This window comes from Pseudomonas kairouanensis (genome assembly GCF_004682055.1).
GTDB classification, from domain to species: Bacteria; Pseudomonadota; Gammaproteobacteria; order Pseudomonadales; family Pseudomonadaceae; genus Aquipseudomonas; species Aquipseudomonas kairouanensis.
This window is the reverse complement of sequence record NZ_QUZU01000014.1, coordinates 34241-49990: the sequence shown is the minus strand read 5'-3', so window position 1 is coordinate 49990 and position 15750 is coordinate 34241. Positions and strand designations below refer to the sequence as shown.

Annotated in this window: 16 protein-coding genes; 6 read left to right on the top strand and 10 right to left on the bottom strand. The window is 60.6% G+C overall.

Annotation, left to right across the window (positions count from 1 at the left end; all coding sequences use genetic code 11):
* Positions 1 to 137: 137 nt before the first annotated feature.
* The 4 genes from DYL59_RS13605 to DYL59_RS13590 all read left to right on the top strand — a co-directional run bounded on the left by DYL59_RS13605 (position 138) and on the right by DYL59_RS13590 (position 5277).
* Entirely contained in the window at positions 138 to 1910 is a 1773-nt protein-coding gene (locus DYL59_RS13605; RefSeq protein ID WP_135289650.1) for an N-acetylglutaminylglutamine amidotransferase, read from the top strand.
* A gap of 3 nt (positions 1911 to 1913) precedes the next feature.
* Positions 1914 to 3647 (top strand): N-acetylglutaminylglutamine synthetase, encoded by a 1734-nt coding sequence (gene ngg, locus DYL59_RS13600; RefSeq protein ID WP_135289649.1) that lies wholly within the window; start codon positions 1914 to 1916, stop codon positions 3645 to 3647.
* 148 nt (positions 3648 to 3795) lie between these two features.
* Positions 3796 to 4980 (top strand): osmoprotectant NAGGN system M42 family peptidase, encoded by a 1185-nt coding sequence (locus tag DYL59_RS13595; protein WP_135289648.1) that lies wholly within the window; start codon positions 3796 to 3798, stop codon positions 4978 to 4980.
* 69 nt (positions 4981 to 5049) lie between these two features.
* Positions 5050 to 5277 carry a YheU family protein gene (locus DYL59_RS13590; RefSeq protein WP_003192759.1) on the top strand — a complete coding sequence of 76 codons (228 nt, stop codon included), beginning with the start codon at positions 5050 to 5052 and terminating at the stop codon, positions 5275 to 5277.
* 6 nt (positions 5278 to 5283) lie between these two features.
* Here DYL59_RS13590 and csrA read toward each other — a convergent pair whose 3' ends face one another.
* Together csrA and DYL59_RS13580 are read right to left on the bottom strand one after the other, a co-directional pair.
* Positions 5284 to 5481: a carbon storage regulator CsrA gene (gene csrA / locus DYL59_RS13585; protein WP_135289647.1), complete on the bottom strand. Its 198-nt coding sequence runs from the start codon at positions 5479 to 5481 to the stop codon at positions 5284 to 5286.
* Between the two features lie 253 nt (positions 5482 to 5734).
* The gene (locus DYL59_RS13580; RefSeq protein ID WP_135289646.1) at positions 5735 to 6550 is read right to left on the bottom strand and encodes an SDR family oxidoreductase; all 816 of its coding nucleotides are present in this window, start codon (positions 6548 to 6550) and stop codon (positions 5735 to 5737) included.
* A 319-nt stretch (positions 6551 to 6869) separates the two neighbouring features.
* On the opposite strand from DYL59_RS13580, the gene DYL59_RS13575 reads away from it, so the two are divergent.
* Positions 6870 to 7022, top strand: a complete 153-nt coding sequence (locus DYL59_RS13575) for a DUF3309 family protein (protein ID WP_015885095.1) — start codon at positions 6870 to 6872, stop codon at positions 7020 to 7022.
* Between the two features lie 53 nt (positions 7023 to 7075).
* Here the strand turns inward: DYL59_RS13575 and DYL59_RS13570 are convergent, their stop codons facing one another.
* The 5 genes from DYL59_RS13570 to DYL59_RS13550 all read right to left on the bottom strand — a co-directional run bounded on the left by DYL59_RS13570 (position 7076) and on the right by DYL59_RS13550 (position 12863).
* On the bottom strand, positions 7076 to 9163 hold the full coding sequence (locus DYL59_RS13570; RefSeq protein ID WP_135289645.1) for an LTA synthase family protein: 2088 nt from the start codon (positions 9161 to 9163) through the stop codon (positions 7076 to 7078).
* 414 nt (positions 9164 to 9577) lie between these two features.
* Positions 9578 to 9769 carry a PLDc N-terminal domain-containing protein gene (locus tag DYL59_RS13565; protein WP_003172956.1) on the bottom strand — a complete coding sequence of 64 codons (192 nt, stop codon included), beginning with the start codon at positions 9767 to 9769 and terminating at the stop codon, positions 9578 to 9580.
* Positions 9770 to 9837: 68 nt separating this feature from the next.
* Positions 9838 to 10368, bottom strand: coding sequence for a hypothetical protein (locus DYL59_RS13560; protein WP_135289644.1), 531 nt, complete (start codon positions 10366 to 10368; stop codon positions 9838 to 9840).
* A 41-nt stretch (positions 10369 to 10409) separates the two neighbouring features.
* Positions 10410 to 10925: an ankyrin repeat domain-containing protein gene (locus DYL59_RS13555; RefSeq protein ID WP_135289643.1), complete on the bottom strand. Its 516-nt coding sequence runs from the start codon at positions 10923 to 10925 to the stop codon at positions 10410 to 10412.
* Positions 10926 to 11036: 111 nt separating this feature from the next.
* Positions 11037 to 12863 carry a long-chain-acyl-CoA synthetase gene (locus tag DYL59_RS13550; RefSeq protein WP_135289642.1) on the bottom strand — a complete coding sequence of 609 codons (1827 nt, stop codon included), beginning with the start codon at positions 12861 to 12863 and terminating at the stop codon, positions 11037 to 11039.
* A gap of 354 nt (positions 12864 to 13217) precedes the next feature.
* Here DYL59_RS13550 and DYL59_RS13545 point away from each other — a divergent pair, with 354 nt between their 5' ends.
* Positions 13218 to 13496 carry a DUF3509 domain-containing protein gene (locus tag DYL59_RS13545; protein WP_010208870.1) on the top strand — a complete coding sequence of 93 codons (279 nt, stop codon included), beginning with the start codon at positions 13218 to 13220 and terminating at the stop codon, positions 13494 to 13496.
* Positions 13497 to 13555: 59 nt separating this feature from the next.
* Here DYL59_RS13545 and DYL59_RS13540 read toward each other — a convergent pair whose 3' ends face one another.
* The 3 genes from DYL59_RS13540 to DYL59_RS13530 form a co-directional block, all read right to left on the bottom strand.
* The gene (locus DYL59_RS13540) at positions 13556 to 13825 is read right to left on the bottom strand and encodes a response regulator transcription factor (protein ID WP_135289641.1); all 270 of its coding nucleotides are present in this window, start codon (positions 13823 to 13825) and stop codon (positions 13556 to 13558) included.
* 211 nt (positions 13826 to 14036) lie between these two features.
* Positions 14037 to 14567, bottom strand: coding sequence for an acireductone dioxygenase (locus DYL59_RS13535; RefSeq protein WP_135289640.1), 531 nt, complete (start codon positions 14565 to 14567; stop codon positions 14037 to 14039).
* Positions 14564 to 15727, bottom strand: coding sequence for an MFS transporter (locus DYL59_RS13530; protein ID WP_135289639.1), 1164 nt, complete (start codon positions 15725 to 15727; stop codon positions 14564 to 14566). The genes DYL59_RS13535 and DYL59_RS13530 overlap by 4 nt, the downstream gene beginning before the upstream one ends.
* Between the last annotated feature and the right edge of the window lie 23 nt (positions 15728 to 15750).

Sequence of the window (15750 nt, the reverse complement as noted above, 5' to 3'; positions counted from 1 at the left end):
GCCAGCACGTAAGGCTATTTGCCTTATAACTTATCGATCTAAAACTCCCGCTATAGCCCCGTGTCAGTTTCTGGGTACGCGCCCTCCGGGCGTATTGAGTGTTCCCCCTCCCCAACGGAAAAACCGGTAAGGAATTTATGTGCGGATTAGCTGGAGAATTACGTTTCGATGCCCAACCTGCCGACCTGGCTGCGATTGAGCGCATCACCCATCACTTGGCCCCCCGTGGCCCCGACGCCTGGGGCTTTCATGCCCAGGGGCCGATTGCCCTGGGCCATCGACGCCTGAAAATCATGGACCTGTCGGACGGCTCGGCCCAACCGATGGTCGACGCCCAACTGGGCCTGTCCCTGGCTTTCAACGGCGCGATCTATAACTTCCCGGAACTGCGAGAAGAGCTGGAAGCCCTGGGCTACGCCTTCTACTCCGGCGGCGACACCGAAGTGCTGCTCAAGGGCTATCACGCCTGGGGCGAAGCACTGCTGCCCAAGCTCAACGGCATGTTCGCGTTTGCCATCTGGGAGCGCGATGCCCAGCGTCTGTTTATTGCCCGTGACCGCCTGGGCGTGAAACCCCTGTACCTGTCGCGCACCGGCCAGCGTTTGCGCTTTGCCTCGGCATTGCCGGCGCTGCTTAAAGGGGGCGATATCAACCCGATCCTCGATCCGGTGGCGCTCAACCATTACCTGAACTTCCATGCCGTGGTGCCTGCACCACGCACCTTGCTGGCGGGCATTGAAAAACTGCCACCGGCCAGCTGGATGCGCATCGACGCCAGCGGCAAGACCGAGCAGAAAGTATGGTGGACCCTGCCCTACGGCCCCCATGAGGACGAAAAAAACCTGAGCCTGGAAGACTGGACCGACCGCGTGCTCGACAGCACCCGCGAAGCCGTGGCCATTCGCCAACGTGCAGCGGTGGATGTGGGCGTGCTGCTGTCTGGCGGTGTGGATTCAAGCATGCTGGTGGGCCTGCTGCGGGAAGTCGGCGTGCAAGATCTGTCGACCTTCTCTATCGGCTTTGAAGACGCCGGCGGCGAAGCGGGCAACGAGTTCCAGTACTCGGACCTGATCGCCAAGCATTACGGCACCCAACACCACCAGTTGCGCATCGCTGAAAGCGAGATCATCGAGCAACTGCCAGCCGCATTCCGCGCCATGAGCGAGCCGATGGTCAGCCATGACTGCATCGCCTTCTACCTGCTGTCGCGGGAAGTGGCCAAGCATTGCAAGGTGGTCCAGAGCGGCCAGGGCGCCGACGAGTTGTTCGCCGGTTACCACTGGTACCCGCAAGTGGACGGCGCCAGCGATCCATACGCCGCTTATCGCGATGCGTTTTTCGACCGCAGCTACGACGACTACGCGGCCACCGTCGCGCCCAAATGGCTGACCGCCAACGACGCCGCCGGTGACTTCGTACGCGAACATTTCGCCATGCCCGGCGCCGACGCCGCCGTGGACAAAGCCCTGCGCCTGGACAGCACGGTGATGCTGGTGGACGACCCGGTCAAACGCGTCGACAACATGACCATGGCCTGGGGGCTTGAAGCGCGTACACCGTTCCTGGATTACCGCCTGGTGGAACTGTCGGCCCGCGTGCCGGGCAAGTTCAAGCTGCCGGACGGCGGCAAGCAGGTCTTGAAAGAGGCCGCGCGCCGGGTAATCCCGAGTGAAGTCATCGACCGCAAGAAGGGCTACTTCCCGGTGCCTGGCCTCAAGCATTTGCAGGGCGACACGCTCAACTGGGTACGTGAGTTGCTGCTGGACCCGAGCCAGGATCGTGGCCTGTTCAATCCCGCGATGCTCGACCGCCTGCTCACCGACCCGCAAGGCCAACTGACTCCGCTGCGCGGCTCCAAGCTGTGGCAACTGGCGGCGCTGAACCTGTGGCTCAGCGAACAAGGAATCTGATCGATGAAACCCCATGCAGCGGCTTACAGCCAACGCTTGCTCAAGGGCCAGGCGCCGTCCTACGAGCGCCTGCAAGCCCGGCTTGCCGAAGACGGCAGCCCGCTGAGCGCAGACCCCATTGCCGTGCATTGCGGCTGGGGGCGGTTGCTGATCGGGCATACCTTCCCCGACCCGGCGAGCCTGGCCCAGGAACTGCTCAACGAACAAGCTGGCGAGCGCGACATCGCCCTCTACGTGGCAGCGCCCCAGCAGATCCTCGGGATCGATCCGCAGCAGTTGTTCCTCGACCCGTCCGACACCCTGCGCCTGTGGTTTACCGACTATCGCCCGGCCACCCGTGTGTTTCGCGGCTTTCGTATCCGCCGGGTGCACACCGACGCTGATTGGCTGGCAGTCAACCAGCTCTACCAGGGGCGCGGCATGTTGCCGGTCGACGTGGAGCGCCTCACGCCACGCCATCAAGGCGGCCCGGTGTATTGGCTGGCAGAAGATGAAGACAGCGGCGCAGTGATCGGCAGCGTGATGGGCCTTAATCATCAGAAAGCCTTTCACGACCCGGAGAACGGCTGCAGCCTGTGGTGCCTGGCAGTGGACCCGCAATGCACCCGCCCCGGCGTGGGTGAAGTGCTGGTGCGCCACCTGGTGGAACACTTTATGAGCCGTGGCCTGAGCTACCTGGACCTGTCGGTGCTGCACGATAACCGCCAGGCCAAGAACCTCTACGCCAAGCTCGGTTTTCGCGCGCTCACCACCTTTGCGATCAAGCACAAGAACGGTATCAATCAACCGCTGTTTCTTGGGCCTGGGCCGCAGGCGGGGTTCAACCCTTATGCGCGGATCATTGTCGAAGAGGCCCACCGGCGCGGCATCGATGTACAGGTCGATGACGCCGAAGCGGGCTTGTTCACCCTGAGCTACGGGGGGCGCCGCGTACGTTGCCGCGAATCGCTGAGCGACCTGACCAGCGCCATCAGCATGACCCTGTGCCAGGACAAAAGCCTGACCCACAAGGTGCTCAAGGCCGCCGGGCTGAAATTGCCCTCACAGCAACTGGCCGCCAGCGCCGACGATAACCTGGAGTTTCTAGACGAGCACCAGCGCATCGTGGTCAAGCCCCTCGATGGCGAGCAAGGCCAAGGCGTAGCCGTGGATTTGCAAACCATCGAAGAGGTGCAGCACGCCATTGACGCCGCGCGACAGTTCGACAGCCGCGTGCTGCTGGAGAGCTTCCACGAAGGCCTGGACCTGCGCATCCTGGTGATCGGTTTCGAGGTGGTCGCCGCTGCGATCCGCCGCCCTGCCGAAGTGACCGGAGACGGGCATCATTCCATCGGCGCACTGATCGAGGCCCAGAGCCGTCGCCGGCAAGCGGCCACCGATGGCGAGAGCAAAATCCCCATGGACGCCGAAACCGAACGCACCTTGCAAGCGGCCGGCTACGACTACAGCAGCATCCTGCCTCGCGGCAAAACCCTGGCGGTGCGCCGCACCGCCAACCTGCACACCGGTGGTTGCCTGGAAGACGTCACTGCGATCCTGCACCCCACGCTGGTGGACGCCGCCGTACGCGCCGCCCGCGCCCTGGACATCCCCATGGTGGGCCTGGACCTGATGGTGCCCGCCGCCGACCAACCCGACTATGTGTTTATCGAAGCCAACGAACGGGCCGGACTGGCCAATCATGAGCCGCAGCCGACGGCTGAGCGGTTTGTGGATTTGTTGTTTCCCCACAGTTAGCTGAGTGCTTGAGAACTGAGGTGCCAGTGCCGGCGCCTTCGCGAGCAAGCCCGCTCCCACAGGTTGACCGCATTCCCATGTGGGAGCGGGCTTGCTCGCGAAGGCGTCGGCATTGGCAACCCCCCAACGCAAGCCAAGAGGAGTCTTTATGAGCCAAACCATCCCCGAACCCGACCTCAACTACCTGCAAAAAGTCCTGCTGGAAATGCTCGCCATTCCCAGCCCCACCGGGTTTACCGACACCATCGTGCGGTACGTGGCCGAGCGCCTGGAAGAACTGGGCATCCCCTTTGAGATGACTCGCCGCGGCACCATCCGCGCCACCCTCAAGGGCCAGAAAAACAGCCCGGACCGCGCCGTGTCCGCGCATTTGGACACCATCGGCGCTGCCGTGCGTGCGATCAAGGACAACGGCCGCCTGACCCTGGCGCCGGTGGGTTGCTGGTCCAGCCGTTTTGCTGAAGGCAGCCGGGTCAGCCTGTTCACCGACAACGGCGTGATCCGTGGCAGCGTATTGCCGCTGATGGCCTCCGGGCACGCGTTCAACACCGCCGTGGATGAAATGCCGGTGAGCTGGGACCACGTCGAACTGCGCCTGGACGCCTACTGCGCAACCCGCGCCGATTGCGACTCCCTAGGCATCAGCGTGGGTGACTACGTGGCCTTCGACCCCTTGCCCGAGTTCACCGAAAGCGGGCACATCAGCGCCCGTCACCTGGACGACAAAGCTGGCGTGGCTGCTCTGCTCGCCGCGCTCAAGGCCATCGTCGACAGTGGCGAGCCGTTGCTGATCGACTGCCACCCGCTGTTCACCATCACCGAAGAAACCGGCAGTGGTGCGGCAGCCGCCCTGCCTTGGGACGTCAGTGAGTTTGTCGGTATCGACATCGCCCCGGTCGCCCCCGGCCAGCATTCCAGCGAGCATGCGGTGAGCGTGGCGATGCAGGACTCCGGCGGGCCTTATGACTATCACCTGTCCCGGCATTTGCTGCGCCTGGCATCGGACAACGACCTGCCGGTGCGCCGCGACCTGTTCCGCTACTATTTCAGCGATGCCCACTCAGCCGTGACCGCCGGCCACGATATCCGCACCGCGTTGTTGGCCTTCGGTTGCGACGCGACCCACGGCTACGAACGCACCCATATCGACAGCCTCGCGGCGCTGAGTCGCTTGCTGGGGGCCTACATTCTCAGCCCGCCGGTATTCGCCAGTGACGCGCAACCGGCCCAGGGTTCACTGGACCGGTTCAGCCATCAGCTGGAACATGAAACCCAGATGGAGAGCGACACGCGGGTGCCGTCGGTGGACAGCCTGGTCGGCCAGAAGTCCTGAGGCTGGCAACTGCTGGTAACAAGGGTCCCGGCGCAGTAGCATCGCCGGGATCTGATACCCGAGGCCTGTATGCTGATTCCCTACGATGCACTTGAAGTCGACACCCTGACGCGCCTGATCGAAGACTTCGTCACCCGTGACGGCACCGACAACGGCGACGACACGCCACTGGAAACCCGTGTATTGCGGGTACGCCAGGCATTGACCAAAGGCCAGGCCCTGATTGTGTTCGACCCCGAGAGCGAGCAATGCCAGTTGATGCTCAAGCACGATGTGCCCAAGCATCTGTTTGACTGAAGGGTTTTACGGATGGGTAATGGCCGGCGTCTCTGTGGCCTGACGGTCGAGGATCTTCTGGTACACCTCGGCACGGTGCACCTGCACCCCGGCGGGCGTTTCGACGCCGAACTTCACCTGGTTACCGTTCAGCTCAAGGATATGGACGGCGATGTCATCGCCAATGGAGATGACTTCGCCTACGGCGCGGCTTAAGACCAGCATGGCGGTTGTCCTTTTAAACTGTGAAAGGACTTCGACCATGCTCGCTGCAGGTGGGAGGCATCAATGCCTTGCGTTGAAAACAGGCAAAACCTACATATGTAGGTAACTTACCTGACAGAACCCACTACAAAATGTGGGAGCGGGCTTGCTCGCGAATGCGGCGGCGTGTCAGTCACGGTTGTGTTAACTGAACCACTGCATTCGCGAGCAAGCCCGCTCCCACCTATGCTCGGTGTACGGCCAGCGATCGTATTCAGGCCTTGGCGGCTTGGGCCTTGGCGCGCATTTTGTCGGCCATGCTGGTCATTTCGTCGTAGAGCAACTGCGGGTTCTTCTGTTTCAACGCCCACGCCATCCGCCCCTGTTCGTGGGGCAGGATCATGAACTCGCCTTCGGCCACGCGCTGATAGATATAGTCGGCGATGTCCGCCGCCGAAATCGGCGAGCTTTCCAGCAACTTGCCCACCTGGGCTTTCATCGCCGGGGTGGGGCCACGGAACGAGTCCAGCAGGTTGGTCTGGAAGAACGATGGGCACACCACATGCACACCCACTTGCTGCTGCTTGAGCTCCACCAGCAAACTCTCCGACAGCGCCACCACACCGGCCTTGGCCACGTTGTAGTTGCTCATGGCCGGGCCCTGCATCAAGGCCGCCATGGACGCGATGTTGATGATGCGGCCCTTGCTCTTTTCCAGCAGCGGCAGGAACGCCTTGCAGCCCTTGACCACGCCCATCAGGTTGATTGCGATCTGCCAGTCCCAGTCTTCCAGGGACAACTCGGCAAAAAAACCACCCGATGCCACACCGGCATTGTTGACGATCACATCGATGCCCCCAAGCTTGACTTCGCAGGCCTGGGCAAACGCGGTGAGTTGGCTGTAGTCGCGCACATCACAGCGCTGGATAAAACCATCACCCCCCGCTTCGCGCACGAGCTTGAGGGTTTCCTGCAAGCCAGGTTCGCTTACGTCCGACAATGCCAACTGCCAACCTTCGCGGGCCCAGCGCAGAGCGATTTCACGACCCAGGCCGGACCCGGCGCCAGTGATCATCATGCGATTTTGCATAGGAAGTAGCCTTGTGGTTCACGGTAGAAGTGATCGGCAGTGTAGCGAAGGTTATTCCTACACCCACGCACCATCAGAGTGATGAATGCCCCGCGCAAACCGGCAAGCGGGTCGGATGCCCGCGTATAGCCTAAGTTCAATCTTTTACAACTAAGCGCGCGCATTAAACGAAATAACAAAGTTTGCCGATTGCTTTAAAAAAAATAAGGAATTTTCTGCAAAGCGCCACGGTCGGAGTTGTTAAGGCGTCTGTATTTAAACGTGCAGGCCTATCGTTGAATAACCGGTCTTTGCAGAAGGCCTAATAAGGAAGAAAACCATGAGCCTCATTCTGATCATTATCCTGATCCTCCTGCTGGTCGGTGGCCTGCCGGTATTCCCGCACTCGCGTAATTGGGGTTATGGCCCGTCGGGTATCCTCGGTGTGGTGCTGGTCGTTCTGCTGGTGTTGTTGTTGCTCGGTCGGATATAACCGCCGCGCAAAAAAAAGAGGCCTGAAAAGGCCTCTTTTTTATTGCCGGTTAGTTAGTCCGGCTTGCCGTTGACGACACCGGCAGTGTTGTCCAGCAGGCTCTTGGTCGCCGTCTGCAAGAACGACTCAAGCTTCTGTTTCAAGGCGGCCTCGTCCGGCGATTCAGGAATCACCTTGCCGGTCGGGTTGGCGCCCAGTTCGTATTCCCACAGTTTTGGCGGCATTTCCTTAGGCAATACCAGGATGCGGTCGGCAGTCACCAGTGCGACGGTCTGGTCGCTGCCCGACGGCTTGATCACGCCAAAGCCCTTGTCGCCTTGCGGTAGGTTCAGCAAATCACGGCCCCAACACTGGTGCAGGGTATCGCCACCCAAGCGCCCCATGATGGTCGGCACGATGTCGATCTGGGTGCCCACGGTGTGGTCACGCTCGCCGAACTTCTCCTGCATGCCCGGTGCAATCATCAGCATCGGCACGTTGAAGCGGCCCAGGTCCATCTCGGTGATCTGCTGCTCATTGCCGAAGCCATGGTCACCCACGATCACGAACAGGGTTTCCTTGAAGTACGGCTCCTTGCGGGCCTTTTCAAAGAACTGGCCCAGGGCCCAGTCGGAATAGCGCATCGCCGTCAAATGCTCGTTGAGGCTGCCACGGTCGGTGACGGGCTCTACTGGCAACGGAGTGGGCAAGGCATACGGCGTGTGGTTGGACAGGGTTTGCAGCAGGGCATAGAACGGCTTGCCGCCTTCACGCGCCTTCAACTCTTCCAGGCCACGGTTGAACATGTCCTGGTCGGACACGCCCCACGTCGGGTCGGAGAACACTGGGTTGACGAAGTCGTTGCGGCCGATGAAGTTGGTCATGCCCTGGTTGCTGAAGAAGCCCGACTGGTTGTCCCAGGCGAAGTCGCCGTTATAGACATACACGTCGTCGAAATCACGGGCACTGAGCAACTGCGGCAGGCCCGACAGCTTGTGGCTGCCTTCCGGGGTCTGCATCAGGTATTCAAACGCCGGCAGGTTCGGGAAGCAGGCCATGGTGGCAAACATACCCTGGTGGGTGTGGGTGCCGTTGGAGAAGAAGCGGTCGAACAGCAAGCCTTCCTTGGACAGTTTGTCGAAGTACGGCGTGATGTTGCCAGGGCGGCCCAGGGCGCCCACCGAGTGACCGGCGAAGCTCTCCATCAGGATCACGACCACGTTCTTGATCGGCAGGGTTTTCTCGGCCGGTGGCGTGAAATCACGGCGTACGGCAGCAATGTCGCTATCGACGAGTTTTTCCGACGGCAGCAACAGCATGTCGCGAACGGTCTGGGTGGCCAGGGACTGGTCCAGGGTGGCCTTCCAGATATTGTCGCGATGCTCGGAGAAGCGCGCCTTGGCCGCCCCCACCAACGACAGCGTGCCATTAAGGCCCAACTGGTTGGCGAAGTTCGAATCGGTGGTGTACACGTCCCCCCAACGCAGCGGCGGGCCCTGGCGCAGGGTGCCACGGGCGGCAACCACGGCGATCAACAGGCACACCACGAACACCGCGATACGGCTGTACCACGGCGCCACCTGGCGGGTGCTGATGCTGCCGCCGCTGAACGGGCCACGGGGGCGCGTCGCACGGTCGGCGCCTTTGAAGGCGATGCTCAGGATCAGCGTGCCCACGGCCCAGGCCAGCAGGTAGCGCACCACCGGGAAACCGTACCAGAGCATGCTCATCACGGTTTTCGGGTCTTCCTTCACGTACTGGAATACCAGGCCATTGAGGCGCTGGTGGAACTCACGGTAGAAGTCCATTTCCATCAAGCCCAGGAACAGGGCGATGCTGGAGGCAAGGGTCAGCCAGAAACGAAAGAACCCGCGGGCTGCCATGGCCCGTACGCTGAACAGCGCCAGCAACAACGGAATGACCAGGTACACCACCAGGCGCAGGTCCAGGCGCAGGCCGTTGGCGAACGCTTCCAGGAAGGTCGAGGCCGGCGTGTCGAGGATCATTTCGCGGTTGTACACCAGCAGCGCCAGGCGCAGCAGGGAGAACATCACCATCATGACCAGGGCGCAGAGCAGCGTGTAGGCCAGATGGGATTTGACGGTCGGTTGCAGCAGGCGATTAGAAGCTCGCTGCTGATTCAGGGCGTCCGGGTTTGCCATGTCGTTTCAGGACCCATTGGGAAGTTGAAGTTGCGAAATATTGCAGTGGCTTCCTTCCCACACTCAAGTGTGTAGGAACAGAGAGGCAGCGCTTTGGCGCGAATGGTGCCCCATCACTGCCAGCAACGCTATTGATTACTGAGGGTTAGCGCTTCTTTATGGTGTTTTTCCTGACGCAAAAAAGATCTTTCTGACAAGAAATCGAAGCGTGGGAATTATCCGAAACGAGTTGTGAAAATTCTGTGCAGCGAATATTTCGACACATATTTTCCGGGAGCCACCGGAAACAAAAGTGGGAGGGGGCTTGCCCCCGATAGCGGTGTGACAGTCACAGATATATTGACTGATCCACTGCTATCGGGGGCAAGCCCCCTCCCACATTGACCCTGCCCACTCAGTCTGAGTGGTGAGTACTCAAATCCGCACATTACCCCGCGGCCCAGCGATGGCCCAAATAATCAGACCCAACACCGGCAACAGCAGGATCAGCAAGATCCACAACACCTTGGCGCCCGTGCTCGCGCCACTTTTGAACACGTTGATGATCGCCCAGATATCCAGCGCCAGGATGATCAGCCCGATCAAGCCATTAAAAGTGGAACCCATGGTGTCGCTCCTATAGTGAGGGCATGCACTTGTAGGATAGTCAGCCCTGGCGCGGGTTCCGTTTTATTTCAGACATGTAGGGCAATTCGCAGGGCTTCCAGCGACGGTTCGCCTTTGATGCCGACTTCGGCGCACAACTCCAGCACGCGCGGCAGGGCATTGCCGTACACCAGCACGGCCTGGATCTCGTCATCCAATGGCTGGCTGAAGTTGAGCAGCACATAACCGCCGTCTTCCGGGCTGAGGGCGCTCATCTGGATCTGGATGCGGTTCAGCGCCGTCAGCTCTTCGGTCTTGGCCAATTGCTTGGGCTTGAGGTTGAACGCCACGCCCGGGCCGAATGACGCGACGATCTGCGCGAACAGGTCGCCGTAGGTGTCCGCCTGGAACAGCACGGTGTCGGGCAGGCTACCCACCACTACCCACTCACCCAGTGGGATCGGGAAGGTGTCGTCGTAGTTGATATCCGGATTGGCCGTCAGAAACGCCACCGGGTCGGCGTAAGCCTGGGCGGCCTCATCGGCGATGCGCGCCACCTCGTCATCGCCCATGACGCCGGCGCTGATGTTACGGATGAGTTCGACGAGGGCGGTTTTCATGGGGGCGATCCTGTAGCGGGCGGTTTTGGAGGGCGCAAAGCCTACACCAGTTTTTGCAACTTCGCCGCCGTATCCACCGCGCCCATGGTGTGCGCCGCTGCCAGTGCGGTTGCGCCCTGGGCGTCGGTGGCCTTGGGGTTGGCGCCCTGGCCCAGCAGGTAGTCGAGCATCTCCACGCGGTTGAACATTGCCGCCATCATCAACGCCGTGCGGCCATCGGACGATGCGGCATCCACCGGTGCGCCACCTTCGATCAGGGCCTTGACCACGTCGAGGTTGCCCTTGAACGCTGCACCGGCAATCGGCAGTTGGTTCTTGTCGTTGGCGATCAGGGGATCGGCCTTGAATTCGAGCAACACTTTTACGGCCTCGGCATGGCCGTGGTAGGCGGCGAGCATCAGCAAGGTGTCGCCGTTATGGTTGCGAAAATTCGCCGGCAAGCCCTTGGCCAACAGTGCGGCAAGCATGGCGGCATCACCGCGACGGGCGACATCGAAGACCTGTTCGGCAAATTCGGCGGCTTCGTCTTCGGTCATCTGTTTGGGTTGGTCAGACATGAGAGGGCTCCTAATGGGGTGTTTATAGGGCGCCCAGTGTCGCGACGGAGTTCCCGGCTGTCATGGCTTTTTTGCCAAAAGGTGCCATAGGCAGAATCAATAACGCCTCTTTCAATAACGAAAGTGGCCACCCTGGATCTGCGCCAACAGTTGACCGGTCACCGGCACATAACAATCCGAGCCCGGCAGCCAGGCGTACACCGGATCGTTGCCCGCCTTGTCCGGGTCGAACGCCTCCTCCTTGAGCCGCACCTTTTGATACTTGAAGGTGCCGGTGGTTTCCATCTTCACTTTGATGCGCAGGAACAACGGCACCGCGTAGTGCGGCAACCGACCGTGGGCAAATTGCAGCAGTTCACGCATATCCAGGGCCGCCAGGGATTCGCTCGGGGTAATGGCAACCATGCCCGCGCGGCCGTTGGTGTTGTCGATTTCCACGCCGTAGGCCACCACTTCGGCGATTTGCGGGTGTTGCAGCAGCACGTTTTCCACTTCGGTGGTGGAGACGTTCTCGCCTTTCCAGCGGTAGGTGTCGCCAAGGCGGTCGACGAATTGCGCATGGCCAAAGCCAATGCTGCGCACCAGGTCGCCGGTATTGAAGTAGCGGTCGCCCTTCTCGAACACGTCGGTAAGAATCACCTTGCGGTTCTTTTCCGGGTCGGTGTAGCCGTCGAACGGCGATTTTTCATCGATCCTCGCCAACAACAGGCCCTGCCCGCCGGTTTGCACCTTGCGCATCAAGCCATCGCTGCCCCGCAAGGGTTCACCGCTGTCGTGGGCGTAGTCCACCAGCGCCCAGTGCTGCAGGCAAAAGCCGATGGTGTTGTCGAAATTGAGTATGTTGGTAAAGCCAATATTGCCGTCGCTGGCGGCATACAACTCACAAATATGCTCAACGCCGTAGCGCTCCTTGAACTGCGCCCACACGCCGGGCCGCAGGCCGTTGCCGACCATCTTGGTCACGCGGTTATCGCGGTCGTTTTCGCCCACCGGTTGGTCGAGCAGGTAGCGGCACAGTTCACCGACATAGCCCAGGGTGGTCGCGTTGAATCTGCGCGCATCGTCCCAGAACTGACTGGCGCTGAACTTGCGCCGGATGGCAAACCCCGAGGCGCCGACAATCGCCGAGCCCCAACACACGCACAGGCCGGTGGCGTGGTACAGCGGCAGCGTGCAATACAAGACGTCGTCCGGGCCCATGTCCAGGGCGATGCTGCCAAAGCTCACGGCCGTCTTGGTCCAACGGCCGTGCTTCATGATGCCGGCCTTGGGCAGGCCGGTGGTGCCGGAGGTGTAGATATAAAAGCAGGGGTCATTGAAGAAAACCTGCGCGGTGCTGGCTGGGTTGTCTTCCGGGCACTCGGCGCTGGCAGCCAGCAGGTCGCTATACCCTTCAGGCAGTGCGCCAGGCTGTTGATCGGCAACGAACCAGGTGCGCTCCACCGCAATGTCCACTTGATCCCGCACCGCGTCATAGGCCGCCACCAGTTCTGCACCCACCACAATCGCCACCGGGTTCACCAGGTTCAGGCTGTGCACCAGCGCGGCCTGGGTTTGCGCGGTATTGAGCATGGCGCAGATGCCACCCAGCTTGGCCACGGCCAAGACGTTGAGCAGCAATTCCGGACGGTTCTCGATAAACAGCGCCACCACATCGCCTTTGACGATCCCCTGGGCCTGCAGATGGTGGGCAATACGGTTGGCTTGTTGGTTGGCTTCGCGATAGCTGAGCACCCGGTCTGCGTATAACAACGCAGTGCCCTCGGGGTTGCGCAGGGTGGCTTGTTCGAAGTGCCATCCCAGGCCGCAGGGCTGCGCCGGATCGGTGACATTGGCCGCGCGCATGCCGCGTACCACTCGCGGCAGCGCGCGCACGATGGCAGGCACCTTACGCAGCATCATGCCCCAAGTGATCATGTCGTTTTGCGGGTGGCTCATGGGGAACGTCCTTTTTCTTATTGTTCGTTATGCCTTGCAGGAAAATACGTCAGCCGTTCTCGCCCTGTACACGCGGGATTTGAAATGTTTTGTATCCCGATGGGCGAGCGCTGAAAAAGGGAATTAAGCCGTCCATGGGCAGTCTCTATCTGTATCGAGGCGCCCATTCGCACCGGCTCAGCAGCGCAAAATGCAGGATGCATGATGGCCATTCATGCAAATTGCACGAAAACGAAAATCGAGTAAATTTTTAAGTTATTGTTTTATAAAGACTTTTTAATAAGTCGCGAGATGGCACAATCACTGCACCTATCACTCCATGCTTGCCAACTTGAGCCAACGGAGCTGATAGACATGAGCCTGATCCAAGATAAATTCGCCTCAGTATTCTCCAACTACGACGTCACCACCCAGCCACGTCCAGACGGCGGCATCCTGTTGACCCTGCGCAACAGCGAAGGCAAACAGGTCAAGCGCTCCATCTCGTACCAACAGTTGCACACCGCCGACCAACTGACGTGGGTCATCAGCGCCATCCGCCGCGACCTGGCCGAACAAGCCAGCGACCTGCCACAGATTTCGATGTTGCAAAGCCAGAACCGCTTTGCCCTGCCGACCTACCACTCGGCTTAAATGATCGGCACAAAAAAGGGCCGCGACGCCATTGAGCGTCGCGGCCCTTTTTTATCTGTTCAACACAGCCCCCGTCGAACCGCCTCATTCATTGCCTGAACACGGTTGGACACTTCCAACTTGCCGTAGATATTGCGCAAGTGGAATTTGACCGTGGCTTCGGAAGTGGCGCGGATCTGGCTGATCTCCCAGACCGTCTTGCCTTCGGCTGCCCAGCGCAGGATTTCCAGCTCTGCGGGCGTCAGGGGCTTGCCCGACAAACTCAGGCGTCGCCTGATCGCCGTGGGCACGCTATAGGGTGGCTGAAAGGACTCCTTGGAACCGCTCATGAGGTGCTCTCCTTCTGACTGGCTGATGCCCTATCACCCTTCGGATTCCTCCTATTGACAGGTGATATAAACATTGATGCCGAGGAGAGTTACATAACGAATGGTACCCAGGCGCAGGGCCGGCAATAAACAGCTGCGCCCTACAGGACTTTAAGTTTCTTCCCACAGCAACTTCAAACGCGCGGGGATTGAAGTTTCTGATATGGCTGAATTAGTCGTCCAATCCGGGAAAACGCCGGGCAATATCATCTCCCGTGAACACCGGCGTCGAACCTTTTGCCGTGTTGAACAGGCGCAGGGTCACCAGATGTGGGTGCTCGCCCCTGTCAAACCAGTGCGCGATACCTGCCGGGATCACCAACAGGTCGTGTTTTTCGCAGCGCACGGCATACACGTAGTCACCGACATGCAGGCTGAAAAGGCCTTGGCCGGCGATGAAAAACCACGCTTGATCCTCACTGTAGCGATGCTCATCGAGGAGCTGGCCCCGCAGTTCAGCCGATTGCGGGTGGTCGCCGGTCACACTGAGCACCTCGACGGACGAATAGCCCAGTGCGTCGACCTGCGGGCGATACGCCGCGATCAGTTGTGCATCGCTGGCGCCCTTCTCCACCGGGCCAGGCGCCCAGCGCTCGAAGCGCACGCCGTGCTCGGCCAAGGTCGCGGCAATGTCTTCGAAATGGGTCAAGACCTTGTTCGGGGTATCCGGTGTAGCAACGCAGTAGACGGCGACATAGCTCATTGAAGGGTTCCTTGGTTCTGCTCTTGCAATCGAAGACCGATGATAACGGCAGCGGCCAGGGCCGCAACGCTGGCGATGCTGAACGTCAGGGTCGGCCCCAACAGGTTCCAGCTGTAGCCCGAATACAGCGCGCCCAGCGCACCGCCGGTACCGGCCAGAGCGGCGTAGAGTGCCTGGCCCTGGCCTTGTTGTTTGTCGCCAAAACTGCGTTGCACAAAGGCAATCGCCGCCGCATGAAAACTGCCGAACGTGGCCGCGTGCATCAGCTGGGCCAGCAACAGCACCCAGAAAAACTCGGCGAACGTGCCCAGCAGCAACCAGCGCAGCGCCGCTAACAGAAAACTGGCCAGCAGCACCCGGCGTACTGAAAACCGCGTGAGGATGCGGCTCATGCCCAGGAACATCAGTACTTCAGCCACCACTCCCAACGCCCACAGCAGGCCAATCACGCCACGGCTGTAGCCCAGGTGTTCCAGGTGCAGGGTAAGAAAGGTGTAATACGGGCCATGGCTCATTTGCATCAACGCCACGCAAGCGTAAAACGCCAGTACGCCAGGGCTGCGCAGCTGCTTGAGAAACCCCTCCCCGGCCAGGCGATTGCCTTGGGCAATGGGCTGGGCATTGGGCACCCACAGGCTGGCACCGATGATGCCGGCCATGATCACCACGACCACCACCGGGTAGATATCCAGGCTCAGCCAGTCGAACAGGCGGCCCATGATGACCACGGTGAGAATAAAGCCGATGGAGCCCCACAGGCGCACCTGGCTGTAGCGAGAGGTTTGTTTGTGCAGGTGCGCGAGGGTGATCACTTCAAACTGCGGCAACACCGCGTGCCAGAAAAACGCATGCAAGGCCATCACCAGGGCCAGCCAGGCGTAGGTCTTGCTGACAAAGATCAGCGAAAAACTCAGCAGGGTGCACACCGCGCCAAAGCGCACGATGGCCAGGCGTCGACCGGTGTAGTCGCCGAGCCAGCCCCACAGGTTGGGGGCCACGCAGCGCATCAACATGGGGATGGCTACCAGTTCGCCAATGCGCGCACTGGAGAAACCCAGGTGGTCGAAGTACAGCGCCAGGAACGGCGCGGTTGCGCCCAAGAGGGCGAAGTAGAAGAGGTAGAAGCTGGAGAGGCGCCAGTAGGGGAGACCGGGGTTCATGTTGTAGGGGGCTGCATTGCAGC

Bases quoted from the DNA above. Each gene is read 5' to 3' on its own strand.
- DYL59_RS13605 (WP_135289650.1), top strand. From the start codon at position 138: ATGTGCGGATTAGCTGGAGAATTACGTTTCGATGCCCAACCTGCCGAC.
- ngg (WP_135289649.1), top strand. From the start codon at position 1,914: ATGAAACCCCATGCAGCGGCTTACAGCCAACGCTTGCTCAAGGGCCAG.
- DYL59_RS13595 (WP_135289648.1), top strand. From the start codon at position 3,796: ATGAGCCAAACCATCCCCGAACCCGACCTCAACTACCTGCAAAAAGTC.
- DYL59_RS13590 (WP_003192759.1), top strand. From the start codon at position 5,050: ATGCTGATTCCCTACGATGCACTTGAAGTCGACACCCTGACGCGCCTG.
- csrA (WP_135289647.1), bottom strand. From the start codon at position 5,481: ATGCTGGTCTTAAGCCGCGCCGTAGGCGAAGTCATCTCCATTGGCGAT.
- DYL59_RS13580 (WP_135289646.1), bottom strand. From the start codon at position 6,550: ATGCAAAATCGCATGATGATCACTGGCGCCGGGTCCGGCCTGGGTCGT.
- DYL59_RS13575 (WP_015885095.1), top strand. From the start codon at position 6,870: ATGAGCCTCATTCTGATCATTATCCTGATCCTCCTGCTGGTCGGTGGC.
- DYL59_RS13570 (WP_135289645.1), bottom strand. From the start codon at position 9,163: ATGGCAAACCCGGACGCCCTGAATCAGCAGCGAGCTTCTAATCGCCTG.
- DYL59_RS13565 (WP_003172956.1), bottom strand. From the start codon at position 9,769: ATGGGTTCCACTTTTAATGGCTTGATCGGGCTGATCATCCTGGCGCTG.
- DYL59_RS13560 (WP_135289644.1), bottom strand. From the start codon at position 10,368: ATGAAAACCGCCCTCGTCGAACTCATCCGTAACATCAGCGCCGGCGTC.
- DYL59_RS13555 (WP_135289643.1), bottom strand. From the start codon at position 10,925: ATGTCTGACCAACCCAAACAGATGACCGAAGACGAAGCCGCCGAATTT.
- DYL59_RS13550 (WP_135289642.1), bottom strand. From the start codon at position 12,863: ATGAGCCACCCGCAAAACGACATGATCACTTGGGGCATGATGCTGCGT.
- DYL59_RS13545 (WP_010208870.1), top strand. From the start codon at position 13,218: ATGAGCCTGATCCAAGATAAATTCGCCTCAGTATTCTCCAACTACGAC.
- DYL59_RS13540 (WP_135289641.1), bottom strand. From the start codon at position 13,825: ATGAGCGGTTCCAAGGAGTCCTTTCAGCCACCCTATAGCGTGCCCACG.
- DYL59_RS13535 (WP_135289640.1), bottom strand. From the start codon at position 14,567: ATGAGCTATGTCGCCGTCTACTGCGTTGCTACACCGGATACCCCGAAC.
- DYL59_RS13530 (WP_135289639.1), bottom strand. From the start codon at position 15,727: ATGAACCCCGGTCTCCCCTACTGGCGCCTCTCCAGCTTCTACCTCTTC.